At 67.8% G+C, this 22325-nt stretch carries 19 protein-coding genes and 1 pseudogene; 14 read left to right on the top strand and 6 right to left on the bottom strand.

Going from position 1 to position 22325, the window contains the following annotated elements:
* Window positions 1–451 precede the first annotated feature (451 nt).
* Entirely contained in the window at window positions 452–3271 is a 2820-nt protein-coding gene (locus AB4Y83_RS21805; RefSeq protein ID WP_442298157.1) for an ATP-binding protein, read from the bottom strand.
* A 414-nt stretch (window positions 3272–3685) separates the two neighbouring features.
* Between AB4Y83_RS21805 and AB4Y83_RS21800 the strand changes: the two genes are divergently transcribed.
* From AB4Y83_RS21800 to AB4Y83_RS21785, 4 genes are read left to right on the top strand one after another with little or no spacing between them, the layout of a single operon-like run.
* Window positions 3686–4699: a DUF4331 family protein gene (locus AB4Y83_RS21800; protein ID WP_442298156.1), complete on the top strand. Its 1014-nt coding sequence runs from the start codon at window positions 3686–3688 to the stop codon at window positions 4697–4699.
* Between the two features lie 13 nt (window positions 4700–4712).
* Window positions 4713–5126: a hypothetical protein gene (locus tag AB4Y83_RS21795; protein ID WP_442298155.1), complete on the top strand. Its 414-nt coding sequence runs from the start codon at window positions 4713–4715 to the stop codon at window positions 5124–5126.
* A 30-nt stretch (window positions 5127–5156) separates the two neighbouring features.
* Window positions 5157–6380: a cation:proton antiporter gene (locus tag AB4Y83_RS21790; RefSeq protein WP_442298154.1), complete on the top strand. Its 1224-nt coding sequence runs from the start codon at window positions 5157–5159 to the stop codon at window positions 6378–6380.
* A complete protein-coding gene (locus AB4Y83_RS21785) occupies window positions 6377–7531 on the top strand; it encodes a HoxN/HupN/NixA family nickel/cobalt transporter (RefSeq protein ID WP_442298153.1) in 1155 nt (384 codons plus the stop codon). Before AB4Y83_RS21790 ends, AB4Y83_RS21785 begins: the two co-directional genes overlap by 4 nt.
* A 115-nt stretch (window positions 7532–7646) precedes the next feature.
* On the opposite strand, the gene mobF is transcribed toward AB4Y83_RS21785, so the two are convergent.
* The gene (mobF, locus tag AB4Y83_RS21780) at window positions 7647–10598 is read right to left on the bottom strand and encodes a MobF family relaxase (RefSeq protein WP_442298159.1); all 2952 of its coding nucleotides are present in this window, start codon (window positions 10596–10598) and stop codon (window positions 7647–7649) included.
* A 728-nt stretch (window positions 10599–11326) separates the two neighbouring features.
* On the opposite strand from mobF, the gene AB4Y83_RS21775 reads away from it, so the two are divergent.
* Window positions 11327–11605 (top strand): hypothetical protein, encoded by a 279-nt coding sequence (locus AB4Y83_RS21775; RefSeq protein WP_442298152.1) that lies wholly within the window; start codon window positions 11327–11329, stop codon window positions 11603–11605.
* A gap of 146 nt (window positions 11606–11751) precedes the next feature.
* Window positions 11752–12327 carry an HD domain-containing protein gene (locus AB4Y83_RS21770; RefSeq protein WP_442298151.1) on the top strand — a complete coding sequence of 192 codons (576 nt, stop codon included), beginning with the start codon at window positions 11752–11754 and terminating at the stop codon, window positions 12325–12327.
* Here the strand turns inward: AB4Y83_RS21770 and AB4Y83_RS21765 are convergent.
* Window positions 12277–12747: an NUDIX hydrolase gene (locus tag AB4Y83_RS21765; RefSeq protein ID WP_442298150.1), complete on the bottom strand. Its 471-nt coding sequence runs from the start codon at window positions 12745–12747 to the stop codon at window positions 12277–12279. The two genes, AB4Y83_RS21770 and AB4Y83_RS21765, sit on opposite strands and share 51 nt — an antisense overlap.
* Before the next feature lie 11 nt (window positions 12748–12758).
* Window positions 12759–13550 (bottom strand): XRE family transcriptional regulator, encoded by a 792-nt coding sequence (locus AB4Y83_RS21760; protein WP_442298149.1) that lies wholly within the window; start codon window positions 13548–13550, stop codon window positions 12759–12761.
* Window positions 13551–13911: 361 nt separating this feature from the next.
* Here AB4Y83_RS21760 and AB4Y83_RS21755 point away from each other — a divergent pair, with 361 nt between their 5' ends.
* Window positions 13912–14322: a hypothetical protein gene (locus AB4Y83_RS21755; protein ID WP_442298148.1), complete on the top strand. Its 411-nt coding sequence runs from the start codon at window positions 13912–13914 to the stop codon at window positions 14320–14322.
* A 5-nt stretch (window positions 14323–14327) separates the two neighbouring features.
* Window positions 14328–14753, top strand: coding sequence for a hypothetical protein (locus AB4Y83_RS21750; RefSeq protein ID WP_442298158.1), 426 nt, complete (start codon window positions 14328–14330; stop codon window positions 14751–14753).
* Here AB4Y83_RS21750 and AB4Y83_RS21745 read toward each other — a convergent pair.
* The gene (locus tag AB4Y83_RS21745; RefSeq protein WP_442298147.1) at window positions 14693–15175 is read right to left on the bottom strand and encodes a hypothetical protein; all 483 of its coding nucleotides are present in this window, start codon (window positions 15173–15175) and stop codon (window positions 14693–14695) included. The genes AB4Y83_RS21750 and AB4Y83_RS21745 overlap by 61 nt on opposite strands.
* Before the next feature lie 94 nt (window positions 15176–15269).
* Here AB4Y83_RS21745 and AB4Y83_RS21740 point away from each other — a divergent pair, with 94 nt between their 5' ends.
* From AB4Y83_RS21740 to AB4Y83_RS21715, 6 genes are all read left to right on the top strand, one after another.
* On the top strand, window positions 15270–16349 hold the full coding sequence (locus tag AB4Y83_RS21740; RefSeq protein ID WP_442298146.1) for a C40 family peptidase: 1080 nt from the start codon (window positions 15270–15272) through the stop codon (window positions 16347–16349).
* 122 nt (window positions 16350–16471) lie between these two features.
* Entirely contained in the window at window positions 16472–16753 is a 282-nt protein-coding gene (locus AB4Y83_RS21735) for a DUF6112 family protein (RefSeq protein WP_442298145.1), read from the top strand.
* Between the two features lies 1 nt (window position 16754).
* Window positions 16755–17549, top strand: a complete 795-nt coding sequence (locus AB4Y83_RS21730; RefSeq protein WP_442298144.1) for a hypothetical protein — start codon at window positions 16755–16757, stop codon at window positions 17547–17549.
* Window positions 17550–17563: 14 nt separating this feature from the next.
* Window positions 17564–18925 (top strand): type IV secretion system protein, encoded by a 1362-nt coding sequence (locus tag AB4Y83_RS21725; RefSeq protein ID WP_442298143.1) that lies wholly within the window; start codon window positions 17564–17566, stop codon window positions 18923–18925.
* A 2-nt stretch (window positions 18926–18927) separates the two neighbouring features.
* Window positions 18928–20373 carry an SCO6880 family protein gene (locus AB4Y83_RS21720; protein ID WP_442298142.1) on the top strand — a complete coding sequence of 482 codons (1446 nt, stop codon included), beginning with the start codon at window positions 18928–18930 and terminating at the stop codon, window positions 20371–20373.
* Window positions 20370–21821, top strand: a complete 1452-nt coding sequence (locus AB4Y83_RS21715; RefSeq protein ID WP_442298141.1) for an ATP-binding protein — start codon at window positions 20370–20372, stop codon at window positions 21819–21821. Before AB4Y83_RS21720 ends, AB4Y83_RS21715 begins: the two co-directional genes overlap by 4 nt.
* A gap of 165 nt (window positions 21822–21986) precedes the next feature.
* Here AB4Y83_RS21715 and AB4Y83_RS21710 read toward each other — a convergent pair.
* Window positions 21987–22178, bottom strand: a pseudogene (locus AB4Y83_RS21710) (IS256 family transposase); the annotation flags it as partial.
* Between the last annotated feature and the right edge of the window lie 147 nt (window positions 22179–22325).

Below are 22325 nucleotides of genomic sequence, written 5' to 3'. Positions count from 1 at the left end.
AGATCCTTCGCTACCTGGCGCTGCGGAACACCGTCCGCGACCAGCCGCCGGATCAGAGCCCAATCCTCCACTGAGATCACCCAACCAATCTGTCTGGGTGGCCTCGTTTTCGACCGTCGCTATGGCCTCGTTTTCAAGCGTCGTCGACACGGACACTCTCTCCCGAGGCAGAGCCGTCCGCATCGGGGGGACGAGGACTTCTGGTTGCGCCAGGCCACCTACTTGAGGCCTAGCCGTCGCTTCCGGGGATATCAACGGGGACCTCCGACGTTTGGGAAAGGGCATCGCTCCTGAACCGAGCCTCGGGATCCTGGACCTGATGAACGGATCCATCACCGTGGCTTGAAACCCAATCCGGCCAGTTGCCGAGACCCGGAACGCCCCCAACTTCACGGCATCCTGGAACGGTTCGCGCCGCTACGGAAGCACCCGTAACGATCTTGGCGCAGTCCTAGCCTTCCTGGGCGTCGAGGTCGAGTGCGAGGTGCAGCTGACCGCGAGAGGCGATGCCGAGCTTGGGGTAGATCCGGTAAAGGTGAGAGGAGACGGTGCGGTGCGAGAGATACAGCCGTGCCGCGATGTCCCGGTTGGACAGCCCCTGCGCCGCTAGCCGGGCCACTTGCAACTCTTGGGCGCTCAGCAAGGACCATGCCTCGGGTTGTCGCGCAATGATCTGTCGTTGTCCGGCCGCGCTCAGTTCGCGGTGCGCCCGGCTGGCCCACGCTTGGGCACCGAGCGCCTCGAAGGTGGCCGCTGCCGAACGCAGCAGGGGCCGGGCCCGAACGCTTTGCCGGTGTCGGCGCAGCCACGACCCGTAAAAGAGGTCCCGCCGGGCGTGGTGCCACGCGGTTGAGGGGACCGAGCTGCACTCCGAGTAGCGTGCATCGACGGTGTCCGGGTCGGCCGCAAACAGACGTGCGAGCGAGACCGCCCGCAGCACGCCTGGGGCGGGAGTGGGCCCAACGAGTTCCTCGATCGTCAAAAGGGCGGCACGGGCGTGGTCCAGTTGTCCCGCCGCGGCGGCGGCCTCGAGGTAGTAGTCAATGGCCCAGACGGACTGCGGCATCTGGAACGCGGCGTCGTGCTGGTCGAACATCCGGCTCAGCTCCGAGACCGCCTGGGATGGGTCGTCGGAGCCCAGTGCGGAGAGGCCACGGCTGAGTTGCACGCCGTTCATGAGTGACGCGTTGCTGGTGGTGGCGGCGAGCCCCTCGACTTCTGTCGCGATCGCATCGGCCTCAGATCTTGTGCCGCGGAGGCCAGCGAGGTTGGCGCGGGCCAGCCGGGCGCAGGCGAGCCAAACCGGTTGGTGTGTTTCGGCAGACAGCCGCTCGGCCTCGGCCGCGGCGGTCAGCATGACGTCCCACCGACCGAGGTAGAGCGCTGAGAATGACTGGAGGACGAGTGCGGCGGCTAGGAAGCCCAGGCGACCGTCGCGCCGAAGGCCGATCGTGGCGGCTCCGGCTAGTTCGATTGATCGTTTGAAGTCGCCGATGACGAAGCCGGCTTGGCTCAGTAGGGCCACGACCTCATCGTCGAGGGTCGTCTCGTCAACGCCTCGGATCGTGGTCATGACTTGGTGTCCGGCCTCGAACGGGGTGAGGAAGGCGCTGATGATGAGCTGGAACAGTTGTTCCTCGGGGCCGGCGCCAAGGCGAGTCGCGACTGTGCTGATCTCCGGCCCGAGTCGGCTGGCTGTGGCCCCCCAATATGTATTGCGTGCCGCAACGACCAGGAGTCCGGCGGCCAGAACGCCCTGATCAACGGTGAGTGCCTCGTCTGCGGAGACGACGAAGCGCCGCACGGCGTCCGCACCCTCGGGGACCCCGTCGTCGAAAGCCATCTCCAGCATCACCAGTCTGGCGCGGTCGGCGGGATGAAGATCGCCGGCGCGAAGCTCTTCGACGCGTTGACGCACTTCGACGTAGCGACCCATGGCGAACGCGATCTCAGCGACCCTGACCAGTCGGTGCCTACGGTTTCGTGGCACCTCGGACAGCCGGGCCGCGTGCTGGAAGAGAGTGTGTGCTTGAGCGATCGAGCCCTCAGCAAGGCATCCTTCGGCGAGCTCCTCGAAGTCGACGGCCGCGGCCTCGTCAGGCTGCACCAGGGCAGCCGCCCGGTGGCAGGCTTGTCTGGCAGGCTGACCCGGCAATGCCGCTGCCAGCGCCTCATGGGCTCGGCGGCGCTGAGATATCCCTGACTGGGTAATGACGGCCGCTCGGACCAAGGGGTGTCTGAACCTCACCGTGTCGTCATCCACAATGAGTACCCCCRCAGACTGCGCGCGGTCGAGCTGGGCGGCTACGGCGTCTGCCCCTGCTAGGCCACCATTCAGCTTCGCTGCGGCAGTCACTGCCGCGACCGTGAGGTCGACTTGGTCGCTGTCTTGCAGGGCCGCGATAAGGCAGCTGAAGCGCGCCTCGTCGGGCAAGCCGCGCGTCCGGGCTCCGAACGCCTCCTCCAGCCGCCGGGTCAGATGGGGGCTCGCCTGCAGTTCGGATCGTGCGACCTGATGGGCCTTGACATCAGCCGGAGTCAGTTCGTGAAGGGCCAGCGGGTTGCCCTCAGAGAGTTGCACCAGCCCTTGGAGCTCAGCCTCAGCGAGAGCTGGCAGCCGGTCACGGACGATCTTCGAGGCGCTGGCGTCGTCCAACCCGGACACGTGCATCCGGACCGACTCATCTCGAAGAAGCTCGTCCGGTCCCCGCTGAGCGAAGACCACGCTGATGGCGAGGTCGTCGAGTCGTCGCCCCAGGAACTCGACGATGTCGAGGCTGTCGCCGTCGAGCCACTGCCGATCATCCACCACGACGAGCACCGGGCCGCGCGCGGCCGCTTCGGCGGTTAGTTCGAGGACGGCTAGACCGACGACGAACCGCTCCGGGACGCGCGCGCCGTCATCCAACCCGAATACTCCACGCATCGCCCCTCGCTGACCTGCGGGTAGGTCGTCGACCCGGGCCAGCAACGGACGTAACAGGCGGTGAAGGGCCGCAAATGACAGATGCTGTTCCGCCTCGGTGCCGCGCGTTCGTAACACGGCCACGCTTCGCGATCGAGCGTGGGTCGTCAGCTCGTCCAACAAAGCGGACTTGCCCACTCCGGGCTCACCGTCGATCCGGACGACCTGTCCCCGGCCCGCGCACAACTGGTCCAGCACACCGTCGAGAACGGCAACTTCACGTTCTCGGCCAACAAACCCGGCAGAAGGGAGTGCAACCTCTAGGCTCAACTGCCCGGGCCAAGTCGTCTCGATGGGAAAAGACACTGTCTACAGGCAGCGCCCAACATCGACCACCTCCGAGGAGCTCGGGGTACCAAGCGACCACCGTCGAATGAACGATAGAAGCAAGCGACGCGAAGGTCCATGGGATGTTCAAGGTTCGGGTACTCCTGCGGACGACTGAGGACCAGCTCGGCCACGCTGGGGTCCACGACCGGGGCCCGTGCAGGCCCGGCGTCCGCTATGGCGCCGGTCGCCATACCCGTCGGCTGGGTCCGCCGGCTGCGCTCCGGCGACAGGAGGACCAGGTTCACGACTGCCTCACTTCGCGCGTTGGCGATGCCCCGGCAGCGGGATGCAGTCATGTGGCGGCGGGATGCAGTCATGTGACAGAAACGCGGACCTCTGCCCGCACGGCACCGTGGGGCAGGCATCACACCCCACCTAGGAGGACCCGAGATGTCGCATCACCTCGACTCGCCCTTGTCCCGGAAGGACTCCCGACTCAACGTCACTGACACGTACGTGTTCGACGGGACCACCGGAACCGCCCTCGTCATGATCACCAACACCTCTCTCGCCGGCGACGCACGTACCCCCGGCTTCCACCCGGAGGCCCGCTACGAGTTCCGCGTCCACCTCGACGGTGCAGCCACCGAGTCCCTCACCTACACCTTCACATTCGGCGACCCAGACGCCGACGGCGCCCAGCAGGTCACGGTCAACCGGGTCAGCGAACACGCCGAAACCGCCATCGCCGAAGGCCGGACCGGGCAGGTCATCGACGGCACCGGAGTGCGGGTCTGGGCGGGTGAGGCGGCGGACCCGTTCTACCTGGACCTGGGCCACCTGGGGCATCTACTCGCCGGGTTCCAGAACAAGCAACCCATCGACAACGGCGACTGGACGACAGCCGGCGCAACGTCGAGCTTCAGCGGGACCCGCGTCAACGCGATAGTGCTGGAGGTGCCCACCACCGACGCCGAGCTTCGGACGGACCGCCACATCGCCGTCTGGGCCACCACCCACTTGGCCACCGACGCCGGCGGCTGGCGCCAGATCAACCGGAACGGAATCCCCATGATCTGGCCGCTCTTCCTGGCGCTCGGCGGCGATGACGACGGCGAGGACTACCGCCGCGACACCGAGGCCCACCCCGCTCAAGATCTCGACAACGCCGGCCCACGCGTCGAAGCGATGGTGACGGCGGCTGCAAGCCAGACCGGTGTCGCGGACCCGGAGGCGTACGGGCAGCACGTGGCCCGCCGCCTCCTGCCAAACGTCCTGCCCTACACCGTGGGCACCTCCGCCGCGTTCAGCTTCGCCGGCTTCAACGGACGCTCCCTCTCCGACAACGCGCCCGAGGTCATCTACGGCCTGGTGACCAACTCCGCCGTCCCGACCGGACTCCGCCGGGCCGACGCCGCCGAGACGCGGCAGGACAGCTTCCCCTACGTCGTCCCCTCCGCCTGAAGGCGAACCCATCATGGATGAGTTCGACTCCACCCGCTCGGGCGAGACCATCGAGGTCCCGGACCAACTGCGCACCCTGTTCAACCGTCCCGACGACGTACGCGTGCTGGTCTTGCCGAGCTACGTGCCGCGCCTGAAGTCGATGGCCGTGCACTTCGGCGCCGGATCCCGCACCGTGCCACACGTCCACCACGACGGTCAGCACCTGGTTTACGTGGACGGCATCTGGATGGTCGGTGACGACTCCGGTGTGCACATCGTCCACGCGGGCGACGTTGTGAGCGGCCCCCCAGGGGCCCGGCGCTGGCACGGGGCCGTCCCCGGACAGGCGGCCGCTCACGTCGCCTTCGACCAGCCCGGGGACTTCGACCACGAGGTCGAGCGACGCGACTGGGACACCATCTACCCCGACGACCTCGGAGCGTGAGGACATGACGAGGGCCGTCGAGGTGTCGCCATGTTGACCTCCGCGGCCCTCGTCTCCCTCGTCGCGCTGGTCTCACCGCTCGCCGTCCGCCTGTTCCGGCTACCGGTGCCTGATGTCGTGCTTCAGATCCTTCTGGGCGTCCTCATCGGACCCCAAGTGCTCGGTTGGGCCTCCACCGATGGTGCCGTCCGCGTGCTGTCCCTCGTCGGGCTCTCATTCCTGCTCTTCCTCGCCGGCCTCGAGCTTGAGCCGAGAAACCTGCGTGGTCGTTCATTGCGCTTGGCTGCTGTCGGCTTCGCCATCTCGTTCGCGATCGCGCTGATCGTCGGACAGGCGCTTGGCACGGTCGGCCTGGTCACGTCACCCATCCTTGTCGCCGTGATCGTCTCGGCGACCGCCTTGGGCATCATCCTCCCCATCCTCAAGGACGCCGGACGACTGCAGGACCCGCTCGGGCATCTCGTTGTCGCCGGGGCATCCTTGGCCGAGGTCGTCCCTGTCGTGCTTCTCTCGTTGCTGTTCTCCGAAGGGGCCGGCGGCGTGGTGTCCCAACTGACACTGTTCGGGGCCTTCGCGGGGCTGGTCGCCGTCGCCGCGATCGTCGCGCTGCGTCTCGAACGATGGCCCTGGGTACCACGCACCCTTCTTGCCCTGCAGAACACGACCGCCGAGATACGGGTCCGCGCCGCCGTCGCGCTTCTGATGGCCTTTGCCGCCGTGGCCTCGGTGTTCGGGCTCGAGGCGATCCTCGGGGCGTTCCTCGCCGGCGCGACCGTCTCGTTCCTGGACCGCGACGAGCTCGAGAGCCACCAGCAGTTCCGGCCCAAGCTGCAAGCAGTCGGATTCGGGGCGCTGATCCCATTCTTCTTCGTGTCCACGGGCATGAGCCTGGACGTGCGTAGCTTGGTCGAGCAGCCGTCGACCTCAGCGAGGATCCCAGTCTTTCTTGCGGCGATCCTGCTCTCGCGCGCGCTGCCCGCGCTGGTCTACCGGAACGTGCTCGACTCAACCCGAGAGGCCATCGCCGCCGGTCTGCTACAGGCGACCACCCTCAGCATCCCCATCGTCGGCGGCTTGATCGGCGTGCAGCTCGGCCTGATCTTGCCTGACAACTACGTTGCGCTGGTCGCCGCGGGGCTCGTCTCCGTCATCGTCTTTCCCCAGCTCGGCCTTCGCCTCGCGCGCCGGCGCCCCAAGGCACCGCCACAGCAATCCGTGCACGGGGCTCGATCGACCCGAAAGGCCACACCATGACCAGCCACAGCCTCTGCGGGCATCGACGCCCCGGGCTTGTCCTGTCCGCAGGCGACAAACGGTCGTTGTGGGCAATGGCCAGCACAGTCGTCTTCCTGCACTTGGTCGGCTTCGGGCTGCTTCTAGGTGTCGTCGTGCCCCAACACTTCCGCCTGGGCGGCGAACACCCGACCTTCACCGTCGGTGTCGGGGTTCTGGCCTACACCTTCGGCCTGCGACACGCCTTCGACGCCGACCACATCGCCGCCGTGGACAACACGATCCGCAAGCTCCTCGCAGACGCCCAACGCCCAGGCGCCTTAGTCGACATTCAGGCCCAGCGCGCCCCGCTGTCCGTCGGGTTCTGGTTCTCCCTCGGACACTCAACCATCGTCTTCGCCCTGGCCTTCCTGCTCATGCTCGGCGTCAAGGCCCTCGCAGGCTCCGTCGCGGCCGACGACTCGACCCTGCGCACCGTCACGAGCCTCATCGGACCCTCCATTTCAGGACTGATCCTTTGGATGCTGGGCCTGCTCAACCTCGCCGGTCTCGCCGGGCTTCTCAACATCTTCCGACGCATGAGACACGGTGAGTACGACGAGGTGGAACTCGAGCGACGCCTCAACACCCGCGGCTTCATGAATCGCATCCTCGGGCGTCTTCTCCAGATTGTCCGCAAGCCTTGGCACATCTACCCCGTGGGCGTGCTCTTTGGGCTCGGCTTCGACACCGCGTCCGAGGTCGCGTTGCTCGTACTCGCCGGCGGCGCCGCTGTGTTCGATCTGCCGTTCTACGCCATCCTCGTCCTCCCAGTCCTGTTCGCGGCTGCCATGTGCCTCATGGACACCCTTGACGGTGTCTTCATGAACGTCGCCTACGGATGGGCCTTTGCCAAACCGGTCCGCAAGGTGTTCTACAACCTCGTCGTCACCTCGACCTCGGTCACAGTCGCCTTAGCGATCGGAACCATCGAACTTGCCGGGGTACTGGCAGAACGACTCACTATCACTACCGGCCCGGTCGCCAGCATCGCCAGCATCCCTCTGGATTACGTCGGCTACGGCCTCGTCGCGATCTTCGCGGTGACGTGGGCCTTTGCCCTCGCCATCTGGAGGGCGTTCAAGGTCGAGGAGCTCTGGTCCGCAGATCTGCTTCGCAAAGTTGCCTCCTGAAGACGTCGCGGGTCGCCCGGATCAGGCAAAACCGACCTGGCAGGGACGCTAGGACCAGAGTCGTCCCCAAGACGTATCCCTTTGCGGACCAGCACCATTCAGGAGGAACCGGCCGTCACAACTCGCGGTCGGGTGAACGAACTTCGTGAATCTGCGGATCGCGGCGAGCACGGTAGACGGCCATGACTGCTGCACCTTCTGCAGCCAATCGTGAAGGGCTGGAGGTGGCGGCCGCCTCCTTCGCGTGCACTTCGGTGGCGCTCAGATCGGCACCAGAGTGTTCGAGGACTCGGTCGAGAACGACCACCGGATCGAGCACGTCGGGGTCTTGGTGAGAGGTACCTGCATCCGGGTCGTACATCGTGTCCACGTAGAGGATGTTGCTTTCGCGTCCACGAGTGGCCATGACGTACAGCGGCTCACGCATCGTCGTCGACGTGACGAACGCATGCGTGGTGTCGACCGTCCGGCCTTGGGCGCGATGCGCAGTCGTGGCGTAGCCGAGCTCGACGTGAGCAGAGACGTATTCAGCCGGAAGAGCCGCCACTCCCCCACCCCTCTCTCGTCGGACCGTCAACGCTCCATCCCCTGCGGTGGCTTCGACGACCCACTGGTCGCCATTCTTCACCCAGGTCGACGACGAGCCGAGATCCCGCTGGTTCTGGCGGGTCACGACGACGTCGCCGACACCGACCACGGTCCCATCCGCCAGCGTGACGCCCTCGTCCTTGACAACCCCTTCGGCCACTCGCTGCGCGCGGGCGCGACGGTTCAGGTCGGCCACGGTTGCGGTGTCGGCGGCCACCATCAGCGACCGCCGGCCCGCCGCGACGTCGTCGGTCCAGTTGGCGAACAGCTCGTCGAGCATCGTTTCTCGGTCCCCGCCCCGGACCCGACCTCGGCGTGCGTACTCTCCCGCGGCCCCCTTCGCGCCAGTCCGCAGCTTCAGGGAGGCGTCGCGTTCCCACTCGTGTCGGAACCGTCGCACGTCATGCAGCGCAGGCGGGTCACTGCGGTCGGTAGCCACCAATCTGAAGGCGCCGCCCGCGGCCACGGGTGAGAGCTGCGCCCAGTCCCCGACGAGCAGCACCTTGGCTCCGGCGGAGCGAGCGTATGCCGTGAGCGAGTTGAGCTCGTGCGTGCCCACCATGGACGCCTCGTCGACGATCACGAGCTGCCTTGAGCGCAGTCCCCACCGGTCCACTTCGGCCGAGAGCTGTCGTGCTCGACGCGCCAGGGCCCGCGTCCGCAGCGACGGACTTGCCCGATCGAGGGAAACTTTCAGGGCCTCCAGCTCGGCCAGGCGGGCCGGTTGCCGTGCCGCTTCGGTCAACCACTTGGCAGTGTTCTCCGTCGGCACTCCGACCGCTTCGGCGAGCACGTCGGCGGCCGCAGCCGAGGGCGCCAAGCCCACCACCGAGCCCGGTCCAAAACGCGACTCCCACACGGCGCAAACACCGGCCATTGCGGTCGACTTTCCCGCTCCGGCCGGACCCACAAGCACATCGAGCGCACGACCCGACGACGCCACACGGCATACAGCAGAAGCCTGTTCGGTCGACAGCGGGTGGCCACGGCTCGGCAGGTCCGTGGCACAGATCGCCGCGGCTGAGACCTCGTCGACCGCTGGAGCGTCCACCGCACGTCCAGCGACCAGCAGACGCTCTTCGGCCTCGAGCAGCACCGGAGTCGTGTACAGCTCCGAGTCGCGCGGGCGGAAGCGAGACGTGCCGTCCGGACGCCGCAGCTCGTCCGGGACGTTGCCGACCTCCGGCGGAGTGAGCGCCACCGCCCGGTCGAGCCCGTGAGCCGTGATCCGCTCGGCGACAACCGTTCGATCCCTCGGAGACGCGAAGCGGACGCCCTGAATCTGACGCGACACCTCCGCGAAGACGTTGGCCCGCGTGAAGGTCGAGCGCTTGCCCGAGACCACCTCGAGCGAGACCCGGGCCGCCTCCTCGAGCATCTCCTCGGCCAGGTCACCGGCCCGCAACAACGGCAGGTCGTTCCGGCCCGCCAAACCGGCCACCCACGCGGCCGGCTCATCCCCGATGAACGATTCGGCGCGCCCCCGCCAGCCGGCGATGAGCTGTCCGAGGGGCCGCAACTCCTTGTCCGGGCGGGTCTCCAACGTCGCCCGCTGACGCATCTGCAGGACCTCTCGCGCCGCCGGCTGCCGTCCGTGCCCGGCGACGAAGTCAGTGACGAGTGCATCCTTGGCAGCGTCGATCTCTGTAGTTCGCTGCGAGAACTCAGCACGAAGCGCCTCGCTCACGCCCGCGACTTCCCACTTCTCCACCGGAGAGTGCCGACGCTTCTCGGGCTCCCAGCCGTAACCGAGATCCGCCGTCACCAAGTCGGCCAGGGCGCCGTTGTACAGCTCCGACAAGCCCACTGCCGCGCGGAATAGCGCCTTGCTGTCGAGCGTCCGCCAACCGCCATCGGACACCGCTTGGGCACGGTTTAGGACGACGATGTGGGTGTGGAGCTGCGGATCACCGGAGCGCGAGTCCCAGTGGTCGAACGCCGCCGCAACCACCCCGCGCACGTCCTCGGATACCACTCCCCCGCGACCCGTCCGAGTCGCAAACACCGTCCGCTCGGCGTAGTCGATGACGAACTCCGTCGCGGCCACGTGAGCGGCGAAGATGCGCTGCCGCGTGGCCTCATCAGCCAGGCCCCAGGCCACGGACACCGACTTCGGCGCGCTGAACGTGAGGTCGAAGCCCGCTACCGTCTTCGGCGCCTTCCTCGGCCGGTTCAGAGCGTCGAGGTATGCCCTTCGCTCGGCCCCCGGAGCTCGGCCCAGCGGCTGCCCGGTTGCGGGGTCTTGCAGCATGCCGAGCATGCGCCAAAGGTGCTCCTCGCTCACGATCGAACCGATCTCGATGCCTCGGCCGGTGTCAAGACCGGCGAGACCGGAGCCGAGGAATCGCCCGGGCGGCGTGCCCGGCTCGGCGTAGTAGGACGAGAGCGGGGATCCCGTCCGGCCAGCGGCATCCCCGCGAGCGACCGACGACATGAGGTAGCGATAGCCCGAGCCCAGCGTCATCCGGCGGATCGACATCGTCACCCCCCGCGAACCCCGCCGACGGGGGCACCCCCGGGCCCCGCGGCCACCTTGGTGCCAGACGTGTAGAGCGAGAAATGGTCGGCAGCCGAGCTGGGATCGTTGGGCGCAGGCGCGCCATCGATTGGAAAGGGCGCGGGCGAGTCGGCAGCTTGAGGACCGGTCCTGAGGAGGCCAGGTCCGGCAGAAGAGGGCGCGAGCGGGGCGCGGCATCGTGGCTCCAGGTTTGGGGCCTGCAAAGTAGCGACATCCGTCGGTGGGGGTCCGGGCCGCCCTGTGTATGACCGAGAGTCAGCCACTCCAGCGGCCGTATGCTCGTCGAGCCGGCGCCCGTCTCCCCTGTACGGGCGTCGGCCTTGGCGTCACCGACGCTTCCGCGCCCAACTGAGCCGGTCGAACAGGTGTTCGGCTATGCGAGACACTTGGTGCATGGCTGGTGGATCGGGACGAGGGCATGACCACCCCATCCCGCTGGCGCCGCCGGCTCGCCGGCATTGTTGGGTCACTGGCCCGGAGTCGTCGCGCGGACCTCACCCCGGGCTGATTGTCGAGTGGTCACGGCGTGCTGACGGCTGGTGGGCGCTCGTCACCTACGTCATCGAGACCGACGCCGCTGTCGTTCAGCAATGGCTGCCCGCGAACCTGCTGACGCCGACCGCGCCACGCCACCGGTGACCCCATGCCTTCGTCTTGGGACCACAAGGAACCGAGAGGAAGGACCTCCCATGCGACACCCTGTAGACGCCGGAGCTCGGCAGCGCCTGCTCGAGGCTCAGCGGGCAGAGACCGACGCCTTGCGCAAGGTCGAGAGGGCCGGCAAGGGCTGCGCCGGAGCCCAGGCCCGGCTCGCGGCGTCCGAGACCAAGTTGCTCGAGGCTCAGCGAGGCCTCGTACGGATCTCGGGCGCCACCCGCGCAGCGCTGCTGCTCGGCGTCGACGAGGCAACGCTGCGTCGTGACATCCGGCGCACGGAGCTGGACCCGGCAGCGCCACCCGCCTCGTGACCGCCACGGCCCTGGTCCGACCAGCAGACGAAGGGTCAATCCTGATCGCCATGGCACGCGTGCACCCACGTCCGCAGACTCTTGAGCGTTCGGCCATCCTCGGAGGACCGCGGGATGGACAAGCGCGATCGGGCAGGATGTTGGCGATGCAGATCCATGACGCACGTGAGCTGGCGGCTCGCCACCTGGCCGAGCTGGGATCCCGGTGGGCACACGTTCAGGCGGTGGGTCGGTTGGCTGACAGCCTCGCGGCGTCGGGCAAGGTGTCCCGCGACGTGGCGATGGCGGCTTGGCTCCATGACTTGGGCTACGCCCCGGCGCTCGTCCGTACGCGCTTCCATCCGCTGGACGGGGCCGTCTTTCTGCAGGAGATCTCGGCCCCGGCCAACGTTGTCGCGCTCGTCGCGCACCACACCGGCGCCGAATACGAGGCTACTCAGCGAGGTCTCAGTCAAGCACTGGCAACACTGCCAAAGCCTGACCCGATGGACGCGGAATCGCTGCTGCTCCTCGATCTCGTGATCGGACCGGATGGATCTCCGACGACCCCCTCATCAAGGCTTCGCGAGGTGCTCGAACGGTATCCCACCGACGACCCAGTACATCGCGCAGTTGCCGCCTCGACGTCGACGCTTCTCGCTGGCGCCGAACGGGCGCGTGGGCGACTGAACCTACCCGATGAATGGCCGCTCTCTGTCGCTGAGAGCATGCTCAAGGCGTAGGCGCATGGAGGGGTGGATCGGGAGCGATTCGATCTCGGCGTTCGTCAGCCACTCGACCTCGCTGCTCTCGCTGCTGGTGCGACTGTGGCCTCCAACGAGCCTGGCCTTGAAGGCGATTGAGAACTGTTGCCGGACCTCACCGTCGTCGTAGGCCATCACGTGCCCGGGGTTGGTGTAGATGCCGGTGATCGCTTCGACCTCGACGTCGTAGCCGGTCTCCTCCCGGACCTCGCGCTTGACGGTGTCGGCGATGGCTTCTCCGGGCTCGTGCCCGCCGCCAGGCAAGGCCCACTTGTCGTTGTCGGTCTTGTGGATCATGAGCACCCGGCCGTCCTCCGCCTGCACGATCGCCACGACGGACGGGACGACACTGTTGATCGCAGGTGCCTCGGGGTCATCGATGTAGTCAATGCGTCCCATGCCGGATGAGCCTATCCGCGCTCGAGGAAGTCGCCATCTGGGGCGGACGCCCAGACTCGGTCGAACGACTCGACGTGATGCGTGAACAACCGCCCGCCCGGGAGCCGGCACAGGTGCAGCACCGGAGACTGCGAGGCGCACGTTCCGTACGTGTGCCCATTGACCAGCAGCGTGTCGTCGAACCGGAAGAGGGAGGCGTAGAGCGTCGTGTCGTGCCGTCGAGCCTGGATCGCGTTGGCGGCTAACAGTGGTGCGACGTAGACCCACGTGAGCTTGCAGCGCGCGGCCATCAGCTCGCCGATGCCCTCCTCCTGTCCCCGCAGGGCAACTGCTCGGCCGGCGGGGTCGCCGAAGAGCAGCCTCACCTGGACCCCCTGCCGCGATCTTCCGGCCAGCCTGTTCAGGAACTCGGGGATGCTGTCGTGCAGGAAGCTGGCGGCATACGCGAGAACGTCGATGCGCTCCTTGGCGTGGTCGACGAGCTCAAGCCAGGTCGAGGGCTCAATGGCGGACCTGCTCGGGTAGACGCGCACGAGCTCGGCTTGTGTCGCGGATGCGCTTGCCCGATCGGAATATGTTGCCGGCCAAAGGAACCCATCACTCTTGCGCAGGACCTCGGACGCGCGTATCCGATGGGCACGGTGCGGCAGGCGGTCTGCTGCGATCCATCGCTCGACCGTCTTGGGATCCACTTCGACGAGTTCGCTGAACGTCTGCGTCGTGAGGCCGGCACTCGCGATCGCAGATCTCAGTCGCTCATTGGACATGACTCCCCCAGGGACGATTGCGGACGTCTTGATCACGCCGAGGACGTCCCGATACGTCCCATCGGCATGGTGTCGACGTCCCTGCGCTGGCTGATCGAGTGAGTCCTGTGACCAGCACTCTCGAAGCCGAACCGCACAGCGGACCGAGCGCGACCGCCCTCGCCTCGAGGACGGCATCGCGGCACCAGAGAGTCCCACTCGACTGCGGACTGCCAGATTGTCCGCGTTCTCGATTCGTTCGCAACACGTGCACGCCTGGGCTGTGGACAACGGCATTAGGTCCGTGGGTTGTCCACAGGTACGGCCGTCCCCGGCGACGCCGCGCGCCAGAAAGCGGGACAACTGACATTAGGCGGGGGACCGTGATGGCCCCGCCGATCTCTCGGAGGAGCAGGGGATGACCGGTCAGGAAGCCAAAGCAAGAGAGATCGCGGACGCCTTGGCGCGCTGCCGGCCACTTGGGGAGCCCTGCCCCGAGAGGGACGACCTGTGGGTCACGGTCCGCGACTCGATCTGCACCAAGGGACTGTGCCTCGTCATCCCGATGGGGTCCAGCTCGCCGGTGCCGGTGACACCCGAGCACGCCACGGATGAGCTCCTCGCCGCCATGGAATGGCTCGGCTCCCACGAGCGGATGGCCAGGTCGATGGAGCCGCAACAGCTCTTCATCATGCTGCGCGGCGTCGCCACGAAGGGCGCGCTCGGCTCCGCGCGCGCCGCCCAGGCCGACGCCCTTCACGGGATGACCCATGTGAGCCCTGGCGAGCCGGTCGTGTTCGCCGACCTCGAGATGTCTGAGGTGGCGTGAGCGACATGACCAAGACCTTCACCGAGTGGACGGCCGAGCAGCTGCACCTCACCGCGGAGGAGCTCGCCGGCATCAACCTCACGCCGGTCTTCGACCTCTTCATCTCCCGCATCGAAGAGGCCCGACGACGAGGCGCCACGGACCCTCTCACGACCATCACGACTAAGCGCGCCGGCGGCAACTCCCGCGCCTGCACCAAGCGCATGCTCGAGCAGCTCGGCTTCTCGGCCGCCCAGCGCCGCGCTGTGCACCGCCTCCTGGCCGGCTCCCCGTCCGGCTGGCCGGGGCTGCTGCGGCTGTATGCACTCTCCCAGGACCTCACTCCCGGGCAACGGCAGTACGCCCGTCGCCAGGCGCAGACCCTGCGCGGTCACGACGCCACTCGCAAGCTCGCGAGTGCAGGGTGTTCGGCGAGTCCGACCACGCCGTAGATGGCGGCCACGCCAGCGACTGCGATGGTCGCCATTGCCGGGCTCGACACCAACCGCTGAATGCCGTCGCCGTAGTCGAGGACTGCGTAGCCGCCCTCGACGTTCGGGAAGAAGCCGACGAGCGAACCCCACCAGTACGAAACTGTTGGTCCTGAAACGAGATTCACCAAGATGCGCCGATCCGTCAGGACACCGATGCCGCGCTCCTGTCCACGCCAGCTACGCCCGTCAGCGTGACGCACTTCGAGAACCACCCGTCGCCAGGGGCGCTCCCCCGGCTCCAGAACGAGACCCAGTCCCATGACGTCGACAACCTGCGACTGGGGCACAACGCCGGCGAGCTCGATCGCGAGCAGACGCGCGTCGGTGGCATCGGCCTTCAGCACCACAGGCTGACGCGGCTTCGATCTGAGTCGCACCATGCGGCATACCTCCTCGGTGAGGACAACCAGCGTTCGTGGGGCACCATGCGCGGACGGCCTGCAGGTGGTGCCCCCTCGACGCGGTTCGCGCACCATGTCGCTCCCCCGTGCAGCAGCCGTCGTGGCCGCCGGTGGTGCCGTAGTGCTCGGGGGCTTGGGCGTCGTCACGGTCGCCGCCACTCAGAGTGGCGCGCTGCCGACCCGCCCTCCCGTATGCGTCTCCAGCGGAGCCGTGTCCGGGCTCTCCCCCGCCCAGGCGCAGAACGCCCGAACCATCGTCGCCGCTGCGCAACAGCGAGCCGGTCGGGCCGGCGCCTACATCGCGCTGATGGTGGCGCTGGCAGAGTCCGACCTGCGGATCCTTTCGAACCCGAACGACCCTGCGGGGGCTGGCATCCCCAGTCAGGGCGTGGGCTACGACCACGACTCATTGGGGCTCTTCCAGCAGCGTCCCGGCTGGGGCAGCGCCGCCAAGCGGATGGACGCCACGGAGTCGACGCACCTCTTCGTCGACGCCCTGCTCCAGCTCGACGGCTGGCAGTCGATGACGCCTTGGTATGCCGCCCAGATGGTTCAAAGGTCGGCGTTCACCGGGCGACCCAGCGGTGCCAACGGCGGGTCGGCCGTCGTGGGAGGGAACTACCAGCGGCAGACGAGGAGGGCGTCCTCGATCCTGGCTGCCATCGCAGGCGACACCGCGACCTTGGACTGCGGAGGTGCACCCGCCGGCGCTCTAACTCCCGGCGGAGCCGGCACCCACGGACTCCCGGCCGGGTTCGCGATCGCGTCCACGGCGACCCTCAGCGCCCGCGCCGCGGTGACGTTCGCACTGGCCCAGCTGGGCAAGCCCTACCTGTGGGGCGGCAACGGGCCCGGGGCGTTCGACTGCTCGGGACTGACCCAACAGGCGTGGCGTCGAGCCGGAGTCTCCATCGGACGAGTGGTCAGCCAGCAGCTGCGTGACGGCGCCGCGACGACCGAGAGCGGACTCCAGCCCGGCGACCTCGTGATGATCCCGGGGTCCGCAGGGACACTCGCGTCACCCGGCCACGTCGGCATGTACATCGGCCACGGACTCGTCGTCAACGCTCCCCGGACCGGCGACGTCGTGCGCGTCGTCTCCTACGAGTCCTTTGTCTCAGAGGGCGTTTCGGGTCTCCGTCACATCTCGTAGCGGTCACGACTTCCGGGGTGGCGCGTGCACCTCGACGGATGGTGCCCCGGACCGTTCTCTATCGCAGTCATGCGCGGAGCTGGTCCGCGCGAGCTGCGAAAGGCACCACGATGAAGACCTGGATGATCCCCTCCGTCGACGTCCCGCCCAACCAGAACGGCCTCCCCGGCATCGCGGCCATCGAGAAGATCGTCGGCGCCCTGCTGACCTTCGGCCTGATCGCCTCGGTCGCTGGCATCGCCATCTCGGCGATCGCATGGGCCGTCGGCTCGCACTCGTCCAACCCGCACGTCGCTGGTCGCGGCAAGACCGGCGTGCTGGTGTCGGTCGGGGCCGCGATGCTGATCGGCGCGGCCAACACCCTCGTGACGTTCTTCAGCGCCGCAGGCTCCGCGGTCCAGTGACATGAACTGTAGAGCTTTCCGCCCCTTTCTGATCGCCGCGAGCGTGGCGTTGCTTCTTGTCGCTGCCGGTATCGTCGTCGCGCTTTCACGTGCGGATGACTCGCGCTCATCCCCACCGGAGACAGCCGCGTCTCCGAAGGCTCAGACCTCGGCGACGCCGACCCTCTCGGACCGTGGATCGCCAAATGCCGACAGGGATCCGTTGGCATCGGAGCTCGACCGCCTTCGCGGCGCTGTACCTGTCGCCCCCGGACCGCTCGGGCTGCGTATCGCGGGCGAGGCCTCTCAGCAGCCCGACCTCTACGCCGCCGAGTTCGTCCGCCGGCTGTTGACGCAGGACTACCGCACACCTCGAGCAGAGCACCTTGCCTGGGTGCAGTCGGAGTCGGCACAGACCTCTGAGCCTCTTGTCGTCGGACTCGTGCCCAAGGAGCTGCGCGGACAGCTCGCGGTCCATTCCGTGACCGATGCCGTCGGCCAGGCCTCTGCGGTCCCCTCAGAGCACGTCTGGACAGGGCTGGGGCTTCAGGACGCGTTCACCACCGTGCAGATCGACGGTGTGGAGGAGCCGATGGCGTGGAGCACCGCCGTCTCGAGCGGCCGGATCAGCGACCCGGGCATTACCGGACGCCAGGTGTCCGCCACCGTGAACCTCCACTACATCAAAGGCGGGCGTCGGGTCAGCTCAACCTCGTCGGTCGCTATGACGCTCAACCTGCAGGGCCCGCCCACCCGAGCGTCGTGGGGCTTCGTGACAGCCGTGACCTACTCGTCCCTGGCGGCGGGTGCGTCATGAGCTGCGACGGGATCATGGCCACCAACCCGATGTGCCTCGTCTTCACGGCAGCCTCCGGCACCGCCGGAGCAGCCTCCAATGTCGTCACTGGCGCCTTCAGCAACATCGCCGGCTACTTCGGGCTCGCTGCGCAGAACGCCATCACCTGGCTCTGGCAGCAGATCAGCGAGGCCACCACTCTGGACTTGCAGTCGCCGGCGCTGCTCCGCGAGATGACGATCACCGGCGCGATAGCCGCCACTCTCTGCGTGGGCCTCTTCGTGATCCAGGTGACCTCGGCCGCCCTTCGCGGGCATGCACCAGCCCTGGGTCGAGCCTTCTCCGGACTGCTCATCAGCTTCGTGGGGTCGGCGCTGGCCCTCGCCACGACGCGTGTCCTGCTGGGTGCAGTCGACGCCCTGAGCGACGGCGTCGTGCAAGTCACCATGGGCACACAGATCGGAGCGCTGGGCAGCAAGCTGTCGTTCGTCGGCCTCGCCCAGATGCAGAACCCTGCCGTCGTCATCCTGCTGGCGGTCGTCATCATCGTCGCTGCAGTCGTGGTGTGGGCCGCCATGATGATCCGCAAGCTGATGCTCATCGTGGCGGCCGTGCTCGCGCCGTTGGCTTTCGCCGGCGCCACCGCCGACGTCACGCGAGCCTGGGTGCGTCGATGGATCGAGTTCGTCGCGGCCATGATCGTCTCGAAGCTGCTCCTCGTCATCATCCTCAGCATCGGAGTCGCCGTCCTTAACGGTGCCGGCCACTCCGGGTCAGGCGCGGGCCAAGCAGTCACTCAGCTCGCCGGAGGGTCTCTGATCCTGCTTCTGGGTGGACTGGCACCGTGGGCCGCCATCCGGATGTTCCACTTCGCCGGCGACACTCTCCACTCAGCGCACGCAACAGCCCGACAGGCCTCGGTCGGCGCCCAAGCGCTGGTGAGCGCGCCTCAGAAGGTGAGCGCGCTTCAGGCACAGGGCCGAGCACTCGCCTCCATCGGATCCTCGGGGCGGCGCCATGGGAGCGGGAGCAGCAGCATGCCTCCACCTCCACCTCCACCCCGCCCCGGTCCGGCGGGCTCCAACGGCCCGGGTGGGCCGGGCGGTTCCAGCGGGCCCAGCGGGCCATCGTCGCTTGGTGCCGGATCGGGTGCTTCGTCGGGTGCCGCTGGACCGGCTGGAGCAGCCAGCGGAGGAGGCGCCGCAGCCGCCGCTTCGCTGGCTGCCCCAGCTGCCGCCGTTGCGGGCGTTGCCCTTGGCGCCAAGGCCGCCGTCATGAAGGCCGGCGACGTCGCGACCAACCCGCCTGGAGTGTCCGAGTCTCCGACCTCCGGCGCGAGCTCGGCCGTCCAGGAGACACCGATGAGGCAGCCGCTCACCCACACTTCGAGGAGCTGACCATGACTGATGCCACGACCCCCATGACGGTCCGGTTCGGGCGACTCCCCCGGCGCGGGCTTCTGCTCGGGCTCTCCGCCTCACGGATCCTCTGCCTCTGCGTCGCGGTCCTGTTGTTCGTACCGGCCATCTTCCTGGGCAGCGCCACGGGTGCGGGGCTCACCGCCCCCTTGTGGGGTGGGTTGATCGCGCTTGCCTTCGTGCGGTGGCACGGCCGGCCTGCGGTCGAGTCCCTGCCGACCGCAGGCCATTTCGCGACACGGAAGATCAACGGACAGACCAAGTTCCGCGTCCGACCCTCGATCCCGCGCCCCGGGGGCACGCTCGCCTTGCCCGGCGATGCCGCAGCTCTGCGCTTCTTCGTCGACGAGGAATCCGGGGCTGCGATGCTTCACGACCCGCACGCGCACACACTCACTGCGGTCGCACTCGTCAAGCACCCGGCATACGTACTCCTGTCGAGTGACGAGCAAGCCCGGCGGGTCCACGGATGGGGACGTGCCCTGGCGAGCCTCGCGGCCTCGGGGACCGGGTGCCGCCTCCAGGTCCTCGAGGTCTCCCTGCCGGATGCGGGACGTGGCATCACCGGATGGTGGGAACTCAACGGCGTGAAGCAGCCGGGCCAGTGGGCCGTTGAGCAGTACGAATCCCTGATGAAGACCGCAGCGCCCGCAGCGTCGACACACCGYACCCTCATCGCGCTGTCCCTCGACCTGCGAAGTGCCCGCGCTCACATCAAGCAGGCGGGCCGCGGGTTGCGAGGGGCGGCTGCATTCCTGCGACAGGAAATGACGTCGTTCGAGTCGGGGCTGCGGGCGGCCGACCTGTCGCTGGCCACCTGGTTCAACGAGTCCGAGCTCGCCGCCACCGTTCGTGAGGCCTTCGAGCCCGGTCACGCGTCCACCGATCGCGAACTTCGCACGCTTGCCAGCGCCGGACCTGTGGCCATGGATGAGGAGTGGGGTCACGTCCGCCACGACACGGCATATTCCGCAGTGCTGTGGATCAACGAGTGGCCTCGGGTGGGGGCGCCTCCCTACTTCCTGCACTCCCTCGTCTTCCAGGCCGGCATCCGCAAGACGCTCTCGTTGACGATCCAGCCGATCCCGGCCGACGTCGCGATGCGCGACATCCGCAAGGCCAAGGTGGAGTACGCCACCGAGGCGGCGCAGAAGGCCAAGATCGGCGCGATCGCCGACCTGTCGGATGGCGCCGAGCGCGACGACGTCATCGAGCGCGAACGCGCACTCATCAGCGGCCACGCGGACGTGAAGCTCACCGGCCTCATCTCCGTCACCGCGCCGTCCTTAGACGAGTTAGAGGCGTCGGTGGCGGAGATCTCGCGGGCCGCGATCCAGTGCGGGTGCGAGTCACGGCGGCTCTACGGACAGCAGGCCCGCGCCTTCGTCTCTGCCTCCCTCCCGCTCGCGCGGAAGGTGAGCCGATGAAGAGCTCGGGGGCGGCGGGTGGCTTCTACTCCCCGCAGGGCACGAAGCAGCGTCGAGGCCGCCGGTCCGAGAAGTCCACGCACGCGCGTTCGGGTAGGAAGGCTGCGGGCAGCTCGGTAGCCGACGGCGACGCGACCTCCTTCCTCCCTGCCGACGGTGAAGGCGGTCCTGAGGCTGGCCGGTCCTATCGTCGGCTCAGTCTTCCTGGGCATCGTGCGACCTCCGACGTGGTCGCCGGTGCCTACCCCTTCCTTGCAGAGGGTGGCCTTGGCAGCGAAGGCGTCTATGTCGGGCAGGACGCCTGGTCCGGCGGCGGTTTCTGCTTCGACCCATGGGTGCTCTACCGCCAAGGAGTTATCACCAACCCCAACTGCCTGCTCGCAGGGGTCGTGGGGAAGGGCAAGTCCTGCCTCGCCAAATCACTGGCCACCAGGTCGATCGCCTTCGGCCGCCGCGTCTACGTGCCAGGCGACCCCAAAGGCGAATGGTCCGTCGTCGCCCGGGCGGTCGGTGGCGTGGCGATCGAGCTCGGCGGCGGATCCACCAACCGGCTCAACCCTTTGGATCCAGGCCCTCGCGACGAAACGCTGACGGACGGTCAGTGGGCTGCCGTGGTCACCAACCGCCGCCGCGCGCTCGTCGGCTCCCTGGCGCAGTCATCCCTCGGACGTCCGCTCGCTTCCGTCGAGCACACCGCGCTCGACGTCGCTCTGGCTGGCGCGGCGCGCGCGGCATCGGAGCCCACGCTTCCCCTCGTCGTCGATCTCCTCCTGGAGCCCAGTGACGGCCTGCCCGGCGCTACTCCAGCCGAGCTAGCCCGCGACGGGCGCGACCTCGCGCACGCTGTACGTCGCCTCGTATCCGGCGACCTCAGCGGCCTCTTCGACGGCCCGTCCACCATCAACTTCGACCCATCCCTGCCTATGGTGTCGCTGGACCTCTCGCAGATCCAGGGCTCGGATCAACTCATCGCCATGGTCATGACCTGCGCCTCAGCGTGGATGGAAGCGGCGTTGGCATCCCCCGACGGCGGACAGCGGTGGGTCATCTACGACGAGGCATGGCGACTCATGCGTCAGCCGGCCCTTCTGGCTCGTATGCAGTCCCAGTGGAAACTCTCCCGCGGGCTTGGGATCGCGAACCTGCTCATCGTCCACCGGATCTCTGACCTCGACGCCGTCGGAGACGCAAGCTCCGAAGCCCGTGCCTTGGCACGAGGGCTGCTCGGTGACTGCTCGACCAAGATCGTCTACCAGCAGGAAGTCAGCGAGGCGCCCCGGGCCGCACTCGAACTAGGCTTGTCCGGCGCCGAACGCGCTCAGCTGCCTGATCTGCAGCGCGGTGAAGGGCTTTGGCGAGTTGGCCAGCGCGCCTTCGTCGTGAGGCACGTGGCCACCGCCGACGAACTGACCGTGTTCGACACCAACAGTCGCATGCACGTGGACTGACCTGAGCGATGCTCAACAGGCAGCGAGACTAGCCGCACAGGACCCTACAGTTGGGCCGACCCATCACGACCGAGTCCAGATCTCCCTACGTTTCAGGCTAGCAACGGCGCCCGGGGTCAAGTCCGGATCCGTGGTGTTCGACGTTGATGCTTTGAGGTCGTTTGGTTAGGCGCTGATCGCTCCGGCGATGAGGTCGGTGTTCACCTCCTCGGTGGGCGTGTCGGACTCGCGGTCGGTCAGGACCGTGCGGGCGTTCTTCAACGCTTCGAGGCCGAGGTAGCGGCGCTGCTCGGCCCACTCGTCGTGCTGCTCGGCCAGGACCGCCCCGACGAGCCGGATCACGGCCTCGCGGTTCGGGCGCCGCTCTCGTCAAGCGGCGTCGGAGTTTGCCTTTGGCAGCGGTGGCTTTTGGGCTTGCAGGTCGCGGATCATGGCTCGGTACACGACGGCAGCGAGGTGGCGTTTCAGGCACCGTCGAGCTTCGGCCGCGCTCTTGCCCTCGGC

It is taken from the genome of Terrabacter sp. RAF57 (genome assembly GCF_052113925.1).
In the GTDB taxonomy this organism is placed as follows: Bacteria; Actinomycetota; Actinomycetes; order Actinomycetales; family Dermatophilaceae; genus Terrabacter.
This window is presented reverse-complemented; position numbering and strand designations above follow the sequence as displayed.

Bases quoted from the DNA above. Each gene is read 5' to 3' on its own strand.
- AB4Y83_RS21800 (WP_442298156.1), top strand. From the start codon at position 3,686: ATGTCGCATCACCTCGACTCGCCCTTGTCCCGGAAGGACTCCCGACTC.
- AB4Y83_RS21795 (WP_442298155.1), top strand. From the start codon at position 4,713: ATGGATGAGTTCGACTCCACCCGCTCGGGCGAGACCATCGAGGTCCCG.
- AB4Y83_RS21790 (WP_442298154.1), top strand. From the start codon at position 5,157: ATGTTGACCTCCGCGGCCCTCGTCTCCCTCGTCGCGCTGGTCTCACCG.
- AB4Y83_RS21785 (WP_442298153.1), top strand. From the start codon at position 6,377: ATGACCAGCCACAGCCTCTGCGGGCATCGACGCCCCGGGCTTGTCCTG.
- mobF (WP_442298159.1), bottom strand. From the start codon at position 10,598: ATGTCGATCCGCCGGATGACGCTGGGCTCGGGCTATCGCTACCTCATG.
- AB4Y83_RS21775 (WP_442298152.1), top strand. From the start codon at position 11,327: ATGCGACACCCTGTAGACGCCGGAGCTCGGCAGCGCCTGCTCGAGGCT.
- AB4Y83_RS21770 (WP_442298151.1), top strand. From the start codon at position 11,752: ATGCAGATCCATGACGCACGTGAGCTGGCGGCTCGCCACCTGGCCGAG.
- AB4Y83_RS21765 (WP_442298150.1), bottom strand. From the start codon at position 12,747: ATGGGACGCATTGACTACATCGATGACCCCGAGGCACCTGCGATCAAC.
- AB4Y83_RS21755 (WP_442298148.1), top strand. From the start codon at position 13,912: ATGACCGGTCAGGAAGCCAAAGCAAGAGAGATCGCGGACGCCTTGGCG.
- AB4Y83_RS21750 (WP_442298158.1), top strand. From the start codon at position 14,328: ATGACCAAGACCTTCACCGAGTGGACGGCCGAGCAGCTGCACCTCACC.
- AB4Y83_RS21745 (WP_442298147.1), bottom strand. From the start codon at position 15,175: ATGGTGCGACTCAGATCGAAGCCGCGTCAGCCTGTGGTGCTGAAGGCC.
- AB4Y83_RS21740 (WP_442298146.1), top strand. From the start codon at position 15,270: ATGTCGCTCCCCCGTGCAGCAGCCGTCGTGGCCGCCGGTGGTGCCGTA.
- AB4Y83_RS21735 (WP_442298145.1), top strand. From the start codon at position 16,472: ATGATCCCCTCCGTCGACGTCCCGCCCAACCAGAACGGCCTCCCCGGC.
- AB4Y83_RS21730 (WP_442298144.1), top strand. From the start codon at position 16,755: ATGAACTGTAGAGCTTTCCGCCCCTTTCTGATCGCCGCGAGCGTGGCG.
- AB4Y83_RS21725 (WP_442298143.1), top strand. From the start codon at position 17,564: ATGGCCACCAACCCGATGTGCCTCGTCTTCACGGCAGCCTCCGGCACC.
- AB4Y83_RS21715 (WP_442298141.1), top strand. From the start codon at position 20,370: ATGAAGAGCTCGGGGGCGGCGGGTGGCTTCTACTCCCCGCAGGGCACG.